This is a genomic window from Staphylococcus devriesei (assembly GCF_002902625.1).
GTDB classification, from domain to species: Bacteria; Bacillota; Bacilli; order Staphylococcales; family Staphylococcaceae; genus Staphylococcus; species Staphylococcus devriesei.
Genome location: NZ_PPRG01000008.1, coordinates 25,542 through 43,884, shown reverse-complemented (window position 1 = coordinate 43,884; position 18,343 = coordinate 25,542). Strand labels below are relative to the sequence as shown.

Genomic DNA, 18,343 nt, shown 5'->3' with positions numbered 1-18,343 from the left:
AAACTAAAATGAAAAAATTAGATAAATATGAAAACTATGTATGAATTTATTAAAATATATTCTGTTCTAAGTTCTAAAAAAAGTTTAAAAAATTTCAATAAAAATGTTTATATATGTGGTGAGGTGGTACAAGTAAGAAGTGAATAAAAAATAGAAAATAAGGAGAGTTAAACTATGGGCTTTATTGTTATGTTAATCGTCGGCGGCTTAATCGGTTGGATTGCCGGTATGATTATGGGTAAAGATATTCCAGGCGGCATCATCGGTAACATCGTCGCTGGATTAATCGGTTCAGCTGTAGGTAGTAAATTATTAGGTACTTGGGGTCCTGTATGGGGCGGAGTACCAATTATCCCAGCATTAATCGGTGCAATTATCGTTATTTTCGTAGTATCATTAATTTTACGTGCTTTAAGAAAATAATGTTTATAGATGATAAAAGAGGGCTGCTTGTAATAAGTAGTCCTCTTTTTTGTATATATAATAATCAGAAGTTTAGTTTATGATAATTCTACTAGGTGATTGTGTTGCAATATTATAGTTATGAACATCGTCATAATCATAATTTTTAATAATTTCACAACCTAATGGATGTCTGCCATTATCTACATGGTTATTTATTTCTTCAAGTACTTCTAAAATTTCATATTCAGGTGTTTCGGTATTGAAAGAATATTTAAATATATGACCGTGAGTTGATCTTACAGTGGCAATAAGTTCTTCGTCTATCATTTTATAATCTAATAATTCCATTATTGCACCCCCAGTATTTGTAATTTGCTACCTTCAATGTATCATTTAAAAGTGCATAATGACAGGGGTTTTACTTAAATGTGAATGATTATCATTTCATAAATAATATGTGGTTATTAACTTTATTTTTAAAGGAAAATAAATTAAAAAATGGCATAAAAATAGGGTGACGTCGGGTTAAGGCGTCACCCAGGAGTATTATGTTCATGAATATAAAAGACTTTGTAGTTATCGCTAACTACACATTTATAGTATCATGTATTCTATTCTAAAGACAATCATAATTCCTTAAAAATCACGAAATTTTTTCATTACTATAAAAATTGTAAAAATTTTTAATTGAGAGACGTTTATTATATTTAGATGTTTTATTGTAAGACTACCTTCAATCTCATATACAAATATGGCATAATAGATATAAATTTTATCGAAGGGGGTCTTTGCATGGAAGGATTATTGACTTTTATAACAATTACATTGCTTATCATAATTGTGCCAGGGCCTGATTTTTTAATAGTTACGAAAAATACTATTAACGGCGGAAAAATGAACGGTATAATGGCGGCACTAGGTATAAGTTCAGCGCATATTGTCTATTCTTCGTTAGCAATTTTTGGCATTATATATATTAACAAGTTTATACTATTTATTTTTAACAATTAAAATATTAGGTGCTATCTATTTAATTTATTTAGGTATTCAAAGTATTTTTATGGCTAGACGACCAATGAAATTTAATGTTAAAAATAGTGAAGTGAATAATATAAATTATTTTACTTCATATCGACAAGGATTTTTAAGTACAATTTTAAATCCTAAAGCACTACTATATTATATAAGTGTTCTTCCTCAATTTTTATCAAATGATGGTATGGAAATTAAATTACAGATAACTATAATATCACTAATAGTAGTTACAGTAATTTTGTGCTGGTTTATATTTTGTGTATATATCTTTAGTTACATTAAATTACTTTTTAGTAATACTAAAATTAAAGCAATATTCGATTATTGTGTAGGTCTAATTTTAATAGGATTATCATTTAATTTATTGTTAAGTAAAAGTAGCTAATTAAAAAAAGAGGAATAAAAAATGAAAATATATTTAGTGAGACACGGTGAATCTCAATCTAATTATGACAATAAACATCATCGCTCTTACTTCTGTGGCCAATTAGATGTGTCACTCACAGAGAAGGGTGTGGCAGGAGCGAAGGCTCTAGAAACGTATTTTAAAGATATACAAGTCGATCATGTTTATGTTTCAGATTTAACACGTACTCAAGAAACGTATCGCCATATCTTTCCTTATAAAATACCTACAACCATTACATCGTTATTACGCGAACGTTCTCTAGGTGTGTTTGATGGCAAATATAAAGATAAATTGGCGCAAGAAGAACAGTTTAGTCGTTATTTTAATCATCCCGATTATAAAGATTTTAGACATAGTTTTACGCAAAAAGCTCCAGAAGGTGAAAGCTATAGAGACGTTTATTATAGGGTGCAATCATTTTTTGAAAATGTGGCACACAAAGAAGACGATGCTGTTGTTATTGTTGCACATCAAGTGGTAATCAGATGTATTTTAGTTTACTTTGAAATGATATCTGAAAAAGAAGCTTTAGACTATAATGTGGAAAACTGTAAGCCATATTGCATAGAAATATAAAAAAGCTCCCAATATTGATTAGAGTTAATATAACTTAATCATATTGGGAGTTACTTCTATTTATCTAAGACATCAGTTTTAATATTTTTATCATCTAAGAATTTCTGGATTTTATCTTGTTGTTTACCATTAACATCGCCAGCATAATGTGTAGGTACATCTACTACATTTATTGTATTTTGAGGCTCGTAATTGAGTTCTTCAATGCTTTTATCGACGTCAGAAATTGTACTATTTAACGCGTGGAAATAGTTAATAATGCGGTCCACATTTTCTTTATATCCGCTAGGAAGAGTATTGTTTTTAACAAATTTCTTGAAATGTAAATCGTTTTTTACGGCTAAGTTAGAAAGATTGCTCAGTTTTTTAGCTTGTTCATCTGTCACTCGAGTTTGTCCAGTACTTTGACGATCAATTTCGCTTTGCATTACATATTTATTATCTAAAATATCGCTATTAACATCTAAATATTTTTTAATTGCTTTATTCATTTCATCTTCACTAAGTTTTTGACCTTTTTTATCAGATGAAAAGATATCGCTCTCAGTTAAATTTTTAGCGTGCTCAGGCGCGTTGACACCATTCTTATGATGATGATTACTACTTGTTTTTTGATTATCTTCTTGAGGCGCACAGGCACTTAAAGTAAGTAACAACGTTAAAAAGACACCTATTATCATACTCTTTTTCATAGATTTCAATAATCTCCTTTATCAGTCAAACATCTACTTTTAAGCATAATAATAGAGTATCATTTATAGAAAAAGATTTGAACGTTTGAAGCTTAAAATTATTTACAATCTATGAACAATTTGTGGCAATCTTGAAAAAGGTTATTTTATGATTTTTTGAAAACTATATAAAAGTAAGAAAAAATAAAAAAAGCAGAATGCTCATTAAGAGCTTCTGCTACACGAAGATATTTGATAGGTTAAGTGTCTGTTTATAGAAATAAATTCTAACAGTTTTTTGGAATAGTAGTTTGGTTAACTTAGTTTCTAATAATTATTAATTTCTAATGATATAATCAAACGCGTTTAAGCCTGCATTGGCACCAGCGCCCATTGAAATAATAATTTGTTTATTTTTTTGATCAGTAACGTCACCAGCAGCAAAGATTCCCGGAACGTTAGTGTTGTTATTGCGGTCGATAACAACTTCTCCACGGTTATTCAATTCTACTGCGTCACCAATCCAACTAGTATTTGGAACTAAACCAATTTGTACGAAGATACCATCTAGGCTTAATTCTTTCATTTCACCTGACGCTAAGTCTTCGTAACTAATACCAGTTACATGGTCTTCACCTAAAACTTCAGCAGTTCTAGCATTTGTATGGATATCTACGTTTGATAGAGAACGTAAACGATCTTGTAATACAGTATCTGCTTTAAGTTCAGATGCATATTCAAATAAAGTAACATGTTTCACGATACCAGCTAAATCAATAGCAGCTTCGACACCAGAGTTACCGCCACCTATTACTGCAACGTTTTTATTTTCAAATAATGGTCCATCACAGTGAGGGCAGAAAGCAACCCCTTTATTAATTAAGCGATCTTCGCCAGGGATATTAAGTTTACGCCAACTTGCTCCTGTTGAAATAATAGCAGTTTTTGTTTCAAGAACTGCATCATTTTCAAGTGTTACACGAATAGCTTGATCAGTTTTCTCAATATTTGTAGCGCGGATACCTGTCATAGTATCAATATCGTAGTCTTCAATGTGTGCTGCTAAATTAGCAGAAAATTGAGAACCTGTTGTTTCTTTAACAGTAATAAAGTTTTCGATACCTGCTGTATCGTTAACTTGTCCACCAATGCGGTCAGCGACAATACCTGTACGTAAACCCTTACGTGCAGTATAAATTGCAGCACTACCACTTGCTGGTCCACCACCGATGATTAATACATCGTATGGGTCTTTATTTTCATATTCAGAAGCGTCTTGAGTGCTTCCTAGTTTAGTTAAAATATCTGAAATAGTCATACGACCATTGCCAAATTCTTCACCGTCTAAGAACACTGCAGGTACTGCCATAATATCCTCTGATTCTTCACGGAAAACAGCACCATCAATCATTGTATGAGTAATGTTAGGGTTAACAACACTCATTAAGTTTAGTGCTTGTACGACATCTGGACATTTTTGACAAGTTAAACTTACATAAGTTTCGAAGTTGTAATGGCCTTCTAAACTTTTGATTTGGTCAATAATTGATTGTTTCTCTTTAGGCGCACGACCGCTTACTTGTAAGATAGCAAGTACAAGTGAGTTAAATTCGTGGCCTAAAGGAATACCAGCAAATGTTACGCCGTTTTCTTCTTCAGGTTTACTGATTGTAAAACTTGGCGTACGTTTTAATTCTTTTTCAACAATAGTGATATGTTCAGACATCTCAGCGATTTCATCTAAAAGTTCTTTTAACTCTCTAGATTTATCATCAGAACCTATGCTAGCTCTGAATTCAACGTCGCCTTCCATAAGGCCTAAGAGTTGTTGTAATTGTTCTTTCAAATCAACATTAAGCATTTTTTAATGCCTCCTTAAATTTTACCTACTAAGTCTAATCCTGGTTGTAATGATTCAGAACCTTCTTCCCATTTAGCTGGGCATACTTCACCTGGATGTTTACGTACATATTGTGCTGCTTTAATTTTATTTACTAATGTGCTAGCGTCACGGCCAATACCGTCTGCATTGATTTCAGCGGCTTGTACTACGCCATCAGGGTCAACGATGAATGTACCACGTTGAGCTAAACCAACTTCTTCATCTAATACATCGAAGTTACGAGTGATTGTTTGTGAAGGGTCACCAATCATGTGGTATTGGATTTTACTAATAGCATCTGAATGATCGTGCCAAGCTTTGTGTACGAAATGAGTGTCAGTTGAAACTGAGAATACATTTACGCCTAAATCTTGTAATTTATCATATTGATTTTGTAAATCTTCTAATTCAGTTGGACATACGAATGAGAAGTCAGCTGGGTAGAAGCATACTACACTCCATGAACCTTTTAAATCATCTTGGCTTACTTCTTTGAATTCGTCATTTTTAGGATCATAAGCTTGCGCTGTGAATGGTAAAATTTCTTTGTTAATTAAAGACATAACTTAAATTCCTCCTGATTTTCGTAAAATTAATTAGAACTACATAATAATCATTGCTTATTTATAATAATTCTAATCTCTTAGTTATTATTATTGCACTTCAGTTCTTATTCGTCAACTTAATGTGCTTATAGCTGTAAAATCATTGTGTTAATAGTGTTATATTAGGATTTTTAATATTGTGTTAAGAAGTTTAAGAAGTATTGAATTTTAAGATTTTTTATTAAACAATGTAAATTTCAAATACTTCTTACTATCAATTATCCTTTATCATTCTCAACTAAACATTAGTATTTGATAATGAATAGTCTCTAGAAGAATTTTTTTTTGAAAATGAAAAAGTAAAACGTCAGCAAGCAACGTTTATATTTAGTGAAGAAGATGAAAAAGAAAGAGGAGGGGATAGAAACTATAAAATTTCAAAGATTTCGTTATCCCGTCCCCACGAGGTTGCATGAACTAAAAGCTAAGATGTTTTTTATATTAATTGCTCAACGTTATTTAAATGAATTGTTATTCTACAACTTGAACAGTAACAGAACCAACTTTATCATATTCAGCAGTATACTTACCTTGTTCTAAGTGTAAAGGAGAGATAAACGTACCTGATGAAATAAATTGTCCTTTTTGAAGTTGTTTACCATGAGAATGTAACTTTTTATTGAGCCACTTAATAGCTTCAACTGGGTTACCGAGTACTTCGCTAGAGTGGCCTGTTTTAATTTGAGTTCCATCTTTAAATAATTTTAAATTAATATCTGCAAACTGATTATATTCGAGTGGTGTTACGCGCTCACCAACAACGATTAAACCAGTAGCCGTATTATCTGAAATTAAATCACTTAAAGTAAAATTAGGGAACCAGTCTTTATAGCGAGCATCAGGGATTTCTATACCAGGAGCTATTTTCACACTTTCTAGTATAGTTTGGTTATCCGCATCTTCAGGGAGATCGGCTGTCAGCTCAAAAATAATTTCAGGTTCTAGTAATGGATCAAATAAATTGGCCAATGATACATTAGCATCATTAAATACGACTTGGTTTGATAATATTGTTCCATAGGCTGGCTCATCAGTATTAGCGATGGCCTGCGTAGCAGCGCTCGTCATACTTACTTTGTAGCCTTTAACAGTAGTGTCGTTTTTGGTATTAAGTTGGTTAATTAGATCATCTTGTGTTTTGTATGCTTCTGATTCGCTAATGTTGAAGGATTTACTTACAAATTCGATATGTTGTTTAGAAACGTATGCTTGATATAAGGCGTTCGATACTTCTTTATTTACTTGAGTCATAATATCTCTCCTTAAATTTCTGAAAATTGTTATTATTATGATAACTATAATTAGGTCTTCATGCAAACCGTTTAAGTAGTATTGTGAGGTCATTTTAAAAGAAAAATTAAATATAAATTGTTACGATATAAATACTAAGGATAAAAGGAGATAATGTGATGGCAGACTATGTTTATGATTTAATGAAAAGACACCATTCGGTAAGAAAATTTAAAAATAACCCGTTAAGTGAAAAAACAGTGAGAAAGTTAGTTGAAGCTGGCCAGAGCGCTTCTACATCAAGTTATTTACAAACATATTCAATTATTGGTGTTGATGATCCTAGAATAAAAGAACAGTTAAAAGAGGTCTCAGGGCAGTCTTATGTGGTAGATAATGGTTACTTATTTGTATTTATTTTAGATTATTATCGTCATAGTCTAATTAATGAAAAAGTAGATATTGATATGGAAACGTCTTTTGAATCAGCAGAAAACTTATTAGTAGGCGCAATTGATGTAGCATTAGTATCTGAAAATATAGCTTTAGCTGCTGAAGATATGGGCTATGGTATCGTTTATTTAGGTTCATTACGTAATGACGTAGGTCGCGTACGTGAAATTTTAGACTTACCTGAGTATGCATTCCCGTTATTTGGAATGGCAGTAGGCGAACCTTCTGAGGATGAAAATGGCTCGCCAAAACCACGTTTACCATTTGAACATGTATTCCATAAGAACGTATACAATAGTAATAAGAAAGAACAACAAGAAGAATTAGAAAAATATGATGAGCGTGTTAGTAATTATTATAAAGAACGTACGAACGGACAACGTTCAGAAACGTGGTCACAACAAGTAGCCGGGTTCTTAGGTAAAAAGGCTCGTTTAGACATGTTAGAACAATTAAATAAAGCAGGCTTTATGAAAAGATAAAGAATATAAAAAAGCGTAGCCCATGTTTCCGTAATGTTGATATATGACAACATTGGAATGTCGGCTACGCTTTACTAATCAAATTATTAATTAGTAGATAAATCACCATATTGATCTGAATTAAATTTTTCTTTATCGAGATTACCAGTTAATTTAGCTGTACCTGTACCAGCAAGTATAGAGTCATTAACGTTCAATGCAGTACGTCCCATGTCGATAATAGGTTCGATAGAGATAAGGACACCAGCTAAAGCTACTGGTAAATTAAGTGTTGATAAAACAAGGATTGAAGCGAATGTTGCACCGCCACCAACACCAGCAACACCGAATGAACTAATTACTACTACACCGATTAAAGTCAGAATAAATTGTAAATCGATGTCTACATGCGCAACTGGTGCTACCATGATTGCTAGCATAGCTGGATAGATACCTGCACAACCATTTTGTCCAATTGATAAACCGAATGAGGCTGAGAAGTTAGCTATACCATCCGGTACGCCTAAACGTTGCGTTTGGGTTTGAACATTTAATGGTAATGAACCAGCACTTGAACGTGAAGTAAAGGCGAATAGTAATACTTCTAATGTTTTCTTAACATAACGAATAGGGTTAATACCCATAACTGCTAAGATAATTAAGTGAATAATATACATTGTGATTAAGGCAGCGTAAGATGCGATCATAAATTTACCTAGCGTCCAAATTGCTTCGAAGTCACTTGTAGCAATTGTAGAAGCCATGATAGCAATGATACCATACGGTGTTAATCTCAAAACAAAAGTAACAATTGCCATAACAAGAGAGTAAATAGCATCGATACCACGTTTTAATAAGTCCCCGTGTTCAGGTTGTTTACGTGCCACACGTAAGCATGCAAATCCTACAAAGACTGCGAAGATAACAACAGCAATTGTAGAAGTCGTTCTTTGACCAGTGAAATCTAAGAACGGATTACTTGGTAATAATTCTAGAATTTGTTGAGGCAATGTATTTGCAGTTAAATCTTTGGCCTTACTACTAATTTCGCTTCCGCGTGAACTTTCTGCGCTACCTAAGTCAATACTTGAAGCGTCTAAGCCAAATACAATTGCATAAAAAATCCCTACTATAGCAGCTATTGCTACAGTACCAATTAAGAACATAAAAATATAAGAACCAATTTTAGCGAATTTATCACCAATTTGTATTTTGCTAAATGCAGAAACGATTGAAATAAAGATTAATGGCATAACTATCATTTGTAATAAAGCAACATAGCCGTCTCCGACAATACTGAACCAATCTGTAGTTGTTTCGATTACTTTAGAGTTAACGCCATATATTAGATGTAAAGCTATCCCGAATATAATCCCTACACCTAGGGCAGTAAAAACTCTTTTTGGGAATGACACATGTTTCTTAGCCATAATAAATAGCCCAACAATAAAGGCAATCATTATAACAATATTAATAATTGTAAAAAACGTCCCCATGAAATTAATCTCCTTTGTGCAATTTTTAATTCCGATATACTTAATAAGAATAATACTGTTTAGCTGTTAATTCAATACCTAAAAGTAAAAAGATGTATATAACCTTGTTTTTATTATTAATATAATTAAATATATAAAATTATTTATTAATTGTTTTGTTGGTTATTTACTAAGATAATTTTCTATTATATAATTGATAATGATTATCAATAGGAGGTTTGTTTTTGAAATATTTTCTAATAACGGTAGGAGTCTTATTTACCATAATTGGTTTTGTAGGAGTTGTCTTACCTTTATTACCAACAACTCCCTTTTTGCTAGTAGCTGTTATTTGTTTTTCTAATAGCTCAGAAAAATTTAGAAACTGGTTAGTAAACACTAAAATATATAAAAATTACGTTGAAAGCTTTCGAAATAATAAAGGCTACACCTTAAAAAATAAATTTAAGCTTTTGCTTAGTTTATATATAGTTATTGGATTTTCAATTTTTATGATTGATAATACTCTCGTAAGAATTGGATTGGTAATAATGGTATGTCTACAAACAATAGTTCTATTCACTTTTGTAAAAACACTTCCGGAAAATTAAAAGGGGGACATAACTCATGTTTATGGCAGAAAATTATTTGCAATTAAAAAAAGGTAGCGCTAAAGAAACAGCAGCACGTTTTAATAATCGACAAGGCATTGAAAATATTAAAGGATTTAAAGATATGATAGTAACCATCACTAACGACACTAACGATGTAGATGAAGTTAAAATACTAACTATATGGGAGTCGAAAGATGCATTTAATAACTGGTTACATTCAGATGAATTTAAAAATGCACATAAAAATGTAAGACAACATAGTGAAGATAGTGAGAGTCCTATTTTAAAAAATGAAGTTAGCACTTATGAAGTTGCTTATAAATATAAACAATACGAGAAATAGTATTAAATGAAATATTTGGGTATTTTGATAACTTATATAGAATTTTAAGCTAGAGAGATAGATATGAGTGAAAAAAATTAGTAGTGATTACTGGATTATCTTCAAGACTCGATTTTGAATTGGCAAAATTATTTGCCCAAGATAGCTTTGATGTAGCAATGTCAGATACAAGTGAAAGAATCTGTAAATCAGCTAAAAAGCAAATTTAAACTAAAGATAAATCTAAGTTTACTGTTAACTATTGAATTTTATAACCATATAGAAACAGCCTTAAGATAATTTAGATAAAATCACCTTAAGGCTGTTTCTGATGAGCAATTATAGTCCCAATTTTGGTTTTACTTGTAATAGATAATAAAGTCCTTGATTTGTATTAGACTTCTCATCTCATTAAAGATTAAACAAACGTGCTAAAAATCCTTTTTTCTCTTCAGTTGGTCTGCCAAGAGGGGAAGATTGTGATTGTTGTGTTTTAATATCTTCTTTTAATGTATCAATTGATTGTTGATTATTATCATTAATCTCTTTAACTAAACTATTTTTAGTGTATTCTGATTGTTCTTTTTGAGCAGTTTGAATAGCTTCTTGAGAGTTTTGAATCGCAAGCAACGATTGATTGTTAGTTTCTAATTTCTCAGTGATTTGGCTTTGTAGCTCTTTTAATTCGTTTTGCTGTTGATGAACTTGGCTGATCATTTGACCAAGCATTTGGCGTTCTTCACGCATTTTTTGAATTTCAGAGCGTAAATCATCTACTAATTGAGAAACGCCATTGTCAGTAGGTAACTGTTCATTATCATCTTTAACAATGACTTGTAAAAAGTCTTTTTCCTTTTCTAATTCTTCAAAGGCTAAATCATAACTATTAGTTTGTTTAACTTTTTCCGCAATATCTTGGAAAAGTTCAATATCTTCATCTTTAAAATCAGTAGCTTCACGGCCACGATATTCGGTCTTACTAAGTTGGTAGCCACGTTCTTCTAAATGTTGGACAATTTTACGGACTTGTTTTTCACTTAGTTCGACGCGTTGAGCAAATTCTTTAGTTAACATAGCTCGAAGTCCTTTCATGTAAATATTTATGTACACTGACGTTTGTCTTCGGCCAGTGAAACGTCAGTCTAACCTCGCATACTAGTTTAACCCTTTATACCGCTCATTTCAAGTGTTCTTACAATGGAAGACGTAAATTCATTTTCTCTAAAAGTGTATAAATAATTTCTCTTGCAATACCGTTAGCAAAAACATATTTAAGTATATAATTCGATTTCACACTAGCTGGATAAATGTCTTTTGTGAGCTCAATATTAGATTTAATAAATAAGTCTACCTCAAAAGGCTCCTCATCTTTAGTATAGTTAGGATGAAGATAATTAATTTCACTTTGTTTTTCAAAACTATTATTTAATAATAATTGTTGACGATGTGCTAACTTTTCTTCATCAAATTCTACCTCTGTGCTATATTCTTTTGGTACTTCTATCATCATGAAGTTAATGTCGCGAGAATGTACTTTTTGAGATAGTTTATTTAATTGGCCTTCAATTTTTTCAAGGGTATGCGCAAATAATGCATCATAGTTTGATGAAGGAGATATCATTAAGTGGACTAGAAATGCTGAATTAGTCGTGGCTTCATAATGAGCCAAGGCGAGGCTCACGATTTCATTCTTTTCTGTGCCAACCACAATAGCATAATCATTTTCGGTTTTGTTGTTTTGCAAGGATTGTTTAATTAATGCGCTATTTTCATAAAAGTTAATATCCAATTGTTGATTGTAGAATTCGACCGCTTTATCAAAATATTCATCTTTTAAAGATTCAATTGTATGAAATTCCACGACGTCACCCCCGTAATTTTTTGTTATAGTATAGCACATTTACAAATAGGATAGCTTATATAATTATAAAAATTCTAGAATAATAAAAACACCGCAAAATGAACTATTGTGAAAGTTCATCTTACGGTAAGTTGTGGTTATTAGAACTAGTAATTATGATTTAGGACCTTTAGATTCATTAGCATAATGTGTAATATCAATTTCTTCATAAGCTGAATTGTTTTCTTCAACTTCATTATGCGATGTGTTGTCTTTAGTAGCAACTACTAAGAATTTACCTTTTAAGACTTCTTGTTTATATTCTTCTAAACGTTCTTCAGTTAAGTTAAAACGAGTTAAGACAGCTTCTTCACCGTCTTCACCAGTTAATAATCTTGACATACGGTCACTAAATGAACCACTTGTAGCAATTAATGTAATTTGAGAATTATGTAAATCATCTAAGTGCAATTTACTTTTACTAATTACATATAATTCGTTGTCAGAATAGCCTTCAGCCTTTTTCTTTTCAATAGCATTATAAATTTCATCTTGTTTGTCTAATAAAGTAAAATCTGCCATGTTAATCGCCCTCCATCTTTCGTCCTACTTTTATTAAAATATACCCTAATAAGCGCTTATAAAACTAAACTATACTTATTATATAATTAAATCGATGGAGTTTACAAATAACGCTTCATCCCATCTTGTTATACGCTTACATTCTCAAGTATTGTAATAACGAGCTTCAACTCTCTTTATTATATTGAAAATAAGACGAAAATTTGCTATCATCAGTAAATAATTTATATCGCTCATATAATCTGAAGAATATGGCTTTAGAAGTTTCTACCATGTTGCCGCAAACGACATGACTATGAGTTCAGTAACAATACGGCTAGAAAATAGACGTATATTTAAATGCTATCTAGAAATACTATATATTAATTGTTTGATTTTAGAATATGGCTAAGCTTTCAGACTGGCTCAATGAAGTTGAACAACTTTTTAAAAATAAAGTATTTAAACGATGCATTTAAATCGTCATCTTCTTGAAATTGTATATTACAATGTATTGACTGTTCACTCATAGATCCTGGAACTCGTTATGACGTTTGAGGATTTTTTTGTATACAATTTTAGGAGGTTTTGAAGTGGAAGCGCTCAGACAAAAGGTCAAAGAAGATGGCGTTGTTATTGATGAGAAGATTTTAAAGGTTGATGGTTTTTTAAATCATCAAATCGACGCGAAGTTAATGCATGAAGTAGGTAAAGTTTTTTATGAGCAATTCAAAGATCAAGGTGTAACGAAGATTTTAACTATTGAAGCTTCAGGTATTGCGCCCGCTATTATGGCTGCACTACATTTTGATGTTCCTTGCTTATTTGCGAAAAAGGCTAAACCAAGCACATTAAAAGATGGATTTTACGCTACTGATATACACTCTTTTACTAAAAATAAAACGAGTACGGTCATTGTTTCCGAAGAATTTTTAGATGACAATGATACAGTTTTAATTATCGATGACTTCTTAGCTAATGGAGATGCTTCTTTAGGCCTCTATGATATTGCACAGCAAGCAAAAGCTAAAACTGTAGGTATCGGGATTGTCGTGGAGAAAAGCTTCCAAGATGGCAGACAAAGATTAGAAGAGGCAGGTTTAACTGTGTCTTCATTATGCAAAGTAGCCTCTTTAAAAGGTAATAAAGTTACTTTATTGAGTGAAGACGAATGAAGAATTTTATTTTAAGTTTGCAACATCTATTAGCAATGTATGCGGGGGCTATTCTAGTACCAATTATCGTAGGTACAAGCCTTAAATTTACTCCTGAACAAATTGCTTATTTAGTAACCGTCGATATTTTTATGTGTGGAGTTGCTACGTTTTTACAAGCGAATAAAGTGACGGGTACGGGTTTACCTATTGTACTAGGATGTACGTTCACCGCTGTAGCACCTATGATTTTGATAGGCCAAACGAAAGGCTTAGATGTACTTTATGGTTCTTTATTCTTATCAGGTATTCTGGTCGTTATCATTGCACCGTTCTTTTCATACTTAGTCAAATTCTTCCCACCGGTTGTTACTGGCAGTGTCGTAACTATCATTGGTATCAATTTAATGCCGGTTGCGATGAATTATTTGGCTGGAGGAGAAGGCGCCAAAGACTACGGTGATTCTAAAAATTTAATTTTAGGAGGCGTAACGCTAGTCGTTATTTTGGTATTGCAACGGTTCACAACAGGCTTTTTAAAATCGATTGCCATACTCTTAGGCTTAGTCATAGGTACTATATTGGCGAGTTTATTAGGTGCAGTAGATATTAATCAAGTTGGGGAAGCACATTGGCTTGGCATTCCGCGCCCGTTTCGTTTCTCTGGCTTTGGCTTTGATGTCGGCGCTACTTTAGTGTTTACGATTGTAGCTATTGTCAGTCTAATTGAATCTACAGGTGTTTATCATGCATTGAGTGAAATCACTGGTAGAAAGCTTGAACGTAAAGATTTTCGAAAGGGTTACACTGCGGAAGGTCTTGCGATTATTTTAGGATCAATTTTTAATTCCTTTCCTTACACTGCCTATTCTCAAAATGTAGGCTTAGTATCTCTTTCAGGTGCTAAAAAGAATAAGATTATTTATGGCATGGTTATATTACTTCTAATCTGTGGTTGTATTCCTAAGTTAGGTGCACTGGCTAACATCATTCCTTTACCAGTTTTAGGTGGTGCTATGATAGCAATGTTTGGCATGGTCATGGCATATGGTGTTAGTATTTTAGGACACATCGATTTTAAAAATCAAAATAATTTACTGATTATTGCGGTGTCTGTTGGTTTAGGAACGGGTATTAGTGCAGTACCACAAGCCTTTAAAGCTTTAGGTGAGCAATTTGCATGGTTAACTCAGAATGGTATTGTATTAGGAGCGATTTCAGCTATTATTCTTAATTTCTTTTTTAATGGCTTGAAGTATAAACAAAGTGAAGAAAATGTGAAATAATAAGACTAACTTTATAAAAAATGGAGGCTGTATTATAAATGTGGGAAAATAAATTTGCTAAAGAATCATTAACTTTCGACGATGTTCTATTAATTCCAGCTGCATCAGATGTATTACCAAGCGATGTTGATTTAAGTGTGGAATTATCAGATAAGATTAAATTAAATATCCCAGTCATCTCAGCGGGTATGGATACAGTAACTGAATCAAAAATGGCAATTGCTATGGCACGTCAAGGTGGTTTAGGTGTCATTCATAAAAACATGGGCATTGAAGAACAAGCTGAAGAGGTTCAAAAAGTTAAACGTTCAGAAAATGGCGTTATTACAAATCCATTCTTCTTAACTCCAGATGAAAGTGTATATGAAGCTGAAGCATTAATGGGTAAATACCGCATCTCTGGTGTACCTATTGTTAGCGATGAAGAATCAAGACAACTTGTTGGTATTTTAACTAACCGTGATTTACGTTTTATTGAAGACTTTTCAATTAAAATTTCTGATGTAATGACAAAAGAAAACTTAATTACTGCTTCAGTTGGTACAACATTAGATGAAGCAGAAACAATTCTTCAAGAACATAAAATCGAAAAGTTACCATTAGTTGAAAACGGTCGTCTAGAAGGTTTAATTACAATTAAAGATATTGAAAAAGTACTTGAATTCCCGCATGCAGCTAAAGACGCACACGGTCGCTTATTAGCAGCGGCAGCCATTGGTACGTCTAAAGATACAGAAATTCGTGCACAAAAATTAGTAGAAGCTGGCGTTGATGCATTAATTATTGATACAGCACATGGCCATTCTAAAGGTGTAATTGAACAAGTTAGAAAAATGAAAGAAAAATATCCTGACATTACTATCGTTGCAGGTAACGTAGCTACAGCAGAAGCAACACGCGCTCTATTTGAAGCTGGCGCGGACGTTGTTAAAGTTGGTATCGGACCTGGTTCAATCTGTACTACTCGTGTGGTAGCAGGCGTAGGTGTACCTCAAATTACAGCCGTTTATGACTGTGCAACTGAAGCACGTAAACACGGCAAAGCAATTATTGCTGATGGTGGTATTAAATTCTCAGGCGATATCATCAAAGCTTTAGCAGCTGGTGGGCACGCTGTGATGTTAGGTAGTCTTCTTGCTGGTACTGAAGAAAGTCCAGGCGCAACTGAAGTATTCCAAGGTAGACAATATAAAGTTTATCGTGGCATGGGTTCTTTAGGAGCTATGGAAAAAGGTTCAAACGACCGTTACTTCCAAGAAGATAAAGCCCCTAGAAAATTCGTTCCAGAAGGTATCGAAGGTCGTACAGCTTATAAAGGCCCATTACAAGATACAATTTATCAACTTATGGGAGGCGTAAGAGCTGGTATGGGCTATACTGGCTCACCTGATTTGAAAACGTTACGTGAAGAAGCTCAATTTACACGTATGGGTCCTGCTGGTTTAGCAGAAAGTCACCCACATAATGTACAAATTACTAAAGAATCACCAAACTATTCATTTTAATATCAAGTTGAACGAGTAAGTTTGTGAGATAAAGCTAGAGGACGCTTTTCTATTTAAATGTGGTTGTTGAATGGGGTAATTCATTTTCAAGAAGCCCTTAAAACAAAGCATTGGGAAAGCGTTTCTCTACTATTTACATAAATTAAATTTAAAGGAGACTCACAATTATGGAAATGGCTAAAGAACAAGAGTTAATTCTTGTCTTAGACTTCGGTAGTCAATACAACCAACTTATTACGCGTCGTATTCGTGAAATGGGCGTTTACAGTGAATTGCACGATCATGAAATGTCTATTGAAGAAATTAAGCGTATGAACCCTAAAGGTATTATTCTTTCAGGCGGCCCTAATTCAGTGTATGAAGAAGGTTCATTTACAATCGACCCTGAAATTTATAATTTAGGCGTACCTGTATTAGGAATTTGTTATGGTATGCAATTAACGACGAAACTTTTAGGCGGAAAAGTTGAACGCGCTAATGAACGTGAATATGGTAAAGCTACAATTAATGCAAAATCTGATGAGTTATTCTTCGGTTTACCTGCTAAACAAACAGTATGGATGAGTCACTCTGACAAAGTTATTGAAATTCCAGAAGGTTTTGAAGTTATCGCTGATAGTCCAAGTACTAACTACGCTGCGATTGAAGATAAAAAGCGCCGTATTTATGGTGTACAGTTCCATCCTGAAGTACGTCACACAGAATATGGTAATGACTTATTAAGAAACTTCGTTCGCCGTGTATGTAACTGTACGGGTGAATGGACGATGGAAAACTTTATTGAAATTGAGATTGAAAAGATTCGCGAACGCGTTGGCGACCGTAAAGTATTATGCGCGATGAGTGGTGGGGTAGATTCATCTGTAGTAGCGGTATTATTACATAAAGCTATTGGTGACCAACTTACTTGTATCTTCGTAGATCATGGTTTACTTCGTAAGGGCGAAGGCGATATGGTAATGGAACAATTTGGCGAAGGCTTTGATATGAATATTATTCGTGTTAATGCTCAAGACCGCTTTATGAATAAATTAAAAGGCGTGTCTGACCCTGAACAAAAACGTAAAATCATCGGTAATGAATTTGTCTATGTATTTGATGATGAAGCGGCTAAGTTAACAGATGTTGATTTCTTAGCACAAGGTACATTATATACTGATGTGATTGAATCTGGTACGAAGACTGCTCAAACAATCAAATCTCACCATAATGTAGGCGGATTACCGGAAGATATGGAATTTGAACTGATTGAACCTATCAACACGTTATTTAAAGATGAAGTACGTGCGTTAGGTATTGAGTTAGGTATTCCAGAACATTTAGTTTGGAGACAACCATTCCCTGGACCAGGTCTAGGTATCCGTGTTTTAGGTGAAATTACAGAAGATAAATTAGAAATCGTACGTGAATCTGATGCGATTTTACGTGAAGTTGTACGTGAAGAAGGTCTTGAAAGAGATATCTGGCAATACTTTACAGTTCTACCAGGCATCCAATCTGTAGGTGTAATGGGTGACTACCGTACTTACGATCATACTGTAGGTATCCGTGCCGTTACTTCAATTGATGGTATGACAAGTGACTTTGCCCGTATCGATTGGGAAGTTCTACAAAAGATTTCAAGTCGCATCGTTAACGAAGTAGACCACGTGAATCGCGTTGTCTATGACATTACTTCTAAGCCCCCAAGCACTATAGAATGGGAGTAAAAGGTATAAGATGATAACACCCTCTAGCCATAACGGTTAGAGGGTGTTTTTTACATCTTTTAGAAGTTAAAACTAAATTGTTTGGACCAGTTTGATTTTTAACCGCCTCGAATTCGATACGGTTAAAATCAGAGTTGTTTATCTTTTCCC

Annotated in this window: 17 protein-coding genes, 2 pseudogenes and 1 riboswitch; of the genes and pseudogenes, 10 read left to right on the top strand and 9 right to left on the bottom strand. The window is 33.2% G+C overall.

Annotation, left to right across the window (positions count from 1 at the left end):
* Window positions 1-174: 174 nt before the first annotated feature.
* Window positions 175-423, top strand: a complete 249-nt coding sequence (locus CD147_RS01500) for a GlsB/YeaQ/YmgE family stress response membrane protein (RefSeq protein WP_103165686.1) — start codon at window positions 175-177, stop codon at window positions 421-423.
* 72 nt (window positions 424-495) lie between these two features.
* Here the strand turns inward: CD147_RS01500 and CD147_RS01495 are convergent, their stop codons facing one another.
* Entirely contained in the window at window positions 496-753 is a 258-nt protein-coding gene (locus CD147_RS01495) for a hypothetical protein (protein WP_103165685.1), read from the bottom strand.
* A 444-nt stretch (window positions 754-1,197) separates the two neighbouring features.
* Here CD147_RS01495 and CD147_RS01490 point away from each other — a divergent pair.
* Window positions 1,198-1,825 (top strand): annotated as a pseudogene (locus tag CD147_RS01490) (LysE family translocator).
* A gap of 21 nt (window positions 1,826-1,846) precedes the next feature.
* The gene (locus tag CD147_RS01485; RefSeq protein WP_103165684.1) at window positions 1,847-2,425 is read left to right on the top strand and encodes a histidine phosphatase family protein; all 579 of its coding nucleotides are present in this window, start codon (window positions 1,847-1,849) and stop codon (window positions 2,423-2,425) included.
* A gap of 56 nt (window positions 2,426-2,481) precedes the next feature.
* Here the strand turns inward: CD147_RS01485 and CD147_RS01480 are convergent, their stop codons facing one another.
* The 4 genes from CD147_RS01480 to CD147_RS01465 all read right to left on the bottom strand — a co-directional run bounded on the left by CD147_RS01480 (window position 2,482) and on the right by CD147_RS01465 (window position 6,834).
* Window positions 2,482-3,117: an NDxxF motif lipoprotein gene (locus tag CD147_RS01480; protein WP_103165683.1), complete on the bottom strand. Its 636-nt coding sequence runs from the start codon at window positions 3,115-3,117 to the stop codon at window positions 2,482-2,484.
* 316 nt (window positions 3,118-3,433) lie between these two features.
* Window positions 3,434-4,957, bottom strand: coding sequence for an alkyl hydroperoxide reductase subunit F (gene ahpF / locus CD147_RS01475; RefSeq protein ID WP_103165682.1), 1,524 nt, complete (start codon window positions 4,955-4,957; stop codon window positions 3,434-3,436).
* 14 nt (window positions 4,958-4,971) lie between these two features.
* Window positions 4,972-5,541, bottom strand: a complete 570-nt coding sequence (gene ahpC, locus CD147_RS01470; RefSeq protein WP_103165681.1) for an alkyl hydroperoxide reductase subunit C — start codon at window positions 5,539-5,541, stop codon at window positions 4,972-4,974.
* Window positions 5,542-6,054: 513 nt separating this feature from the next.
* Window positions 6,055-6,834 (bottom strand): 2-keto-4-pentenoate hydratase, encoded by a 780-nt coding sequence (locus CD147_RS01465; protein WP_103165680.1) that lies wholly within the window; start codon window positions 6,832-6,834, stop codon window positions 6,055-6,057.
* A gap of 158 nt (window positions 6,835-6,992) precedes the next feature.
* Here CD147_RS01465 and nfsA point away from each other — a divergent pair, with 158 nt between their 5' ends.
* A complete protein-coding gene (nfsA, locus tag CD147_RS01460; protein ID WP_103165679.1) occupies window positions 6,993-7,748 on the top strand; it encodes an oxygen-insensitive NADPH nitroreductase in 756 nt (251 codons plus the stop codon).
* 86 nt (window positions 7,749-7,834) lie between these two features.
* On the opposite strand, the gene CD147_RS01455 is transcribed toward nfsA, so the two are convergent.
* Entirely contained in the window at window positions 7,835-9,223 is a 1,389-nt protein-coding gene (locus CD147_RS01455) for an L-cystine transporter (RefSeq protein WP_103165678.1), read from the bottom strand.
* Window positions 9,224-9,447: 224 nt separating this feature from the next.
* Between CD147_RS01455 and CD147_RS01450 the strand changes: the two genes are divergently transcribed.
* Both CD147_RS01450 and CD147_RS01445 read left to right on the top strand, forming a co-directional pair.
* Complete coding sequence (locus CD147_RS01450) at window positions 9,448-9,813, top strand: YbaN family protein (RefSeq protein ID WP_103165677.1); 366 nt, start codon at window positions 9,448-9,450, stop codon at window positions 9,811-9,813.
* Between the two features lie 16 nt (window positions 9,814-9,829).
* Window positions 9,830-10,159, top strand: a complete 330-nt coding sequence (locus CD147_RS01445; protein WP_103165676.1) for an antibiotic biosynthesis monooxygenase — start codon at window positions 9,830-9,832, stop codon at window positions 10,157-10,159.
* Between the two features lie 554 nt (window positions 10,160-10,713).
* On the opposite strand, the pseudogene CD147_RS01440 reads toward CD147_RS01445, so the two are convergent.
* From CD147_RS01440 to CD147_RS01430, 3 genes and pseudogenes are all read right to left on the bottom strand, one after another.
* Window positions 10,714-11,212, bottom strand: a pseudogene (locus CD147_RS01440) (DNA-binding protein); the annotation flags it as partial.
* A 118-nt stretch (window positions 11,213-11,330) separates the two neighbouring features.
* Entirely contained in the window at window positions 11,331-11,999 is a 669-nt protein-coding gene (locus CD147_RS01435; protein ID WP_103165674.1) for a hypothetical protein, read from the bottom strand.
* Window positions 12,000-12,152: 153 nt separating this feature from the next.
* Window positions 12,153-12,560 (bottom strand): general stress protein, encoded by a 408-nt coding sequence (locus CD147_RS01430; RefSeq protein WP_103165673.1) that lies wholly within the window; start codon window positions 12,558-12,560, stop codon window positions 12,153-12,155.
* 213 nt (window positions 12,561-12,773) lie between these two features.
* Window positions 12,774-12,876: riboswitch (purine riboswitch) on the top strand.
* Window positions 12,877-13,132: 256 nt separating this feature from the next.
* On the opposite strand from CD147_RS01430, the gene xpt reads away from it, so the two are divergent.
* From xpt to guaA, 4 genes are all read left to right on the top strand, one after another.
* Entirely contained in the window at window positions 13,133-13,714 is a 582-nt protein-coding gene (gene xpt / locus CD147_RS01425) for a xanthine phosphoribosyltransferase (protein ID WP_103165672.1), read from the top strand.
* A complete protein-coding gene (gene pbuX, locus CD147_RS01420; protein ID WP_103165671.1) occupies window positions 13,711-14,979 on the top strand; it encodes a xanthine permease PbuX in 1,269 nt (422 codons plus the stop codon). Before xpt ends, pbuX begins: the two co-directional genes overlap by 4 nt.
* 38 nt (window positions 14,980-15,017) lie before the next feature.
* The gene (guaB, locus tag CD147_RS01415; RefSeq protein WP_103165670.1) at window positions 15,018-16,484 is read left to right on the top strand and encodes an IMP dehydrogenase; all 1,467 of its coding nucleotides are present in this window, start codon (window positions 15,018-15,020) and stop codon (window positions 16,482-16,484) included.
* 167 nt (window positions 16,485-16,651) lie between these two features.
* Window positions 16,652-18,193: a glutamine-hydrolyzing GMP synthase gene (gene guaA, locus CD147_RS01410; RefSeq protein ID WP_103165669.1), complete on the top strand. Its 1,542-nt coding sequence runs from the start codon at window positions 16,652-16,654 to the stop codon at window positions 18,191-18,193.
* The last annotated feature ends 150 nt before the right edge of the window (window positions 18,194-18,343 follow it).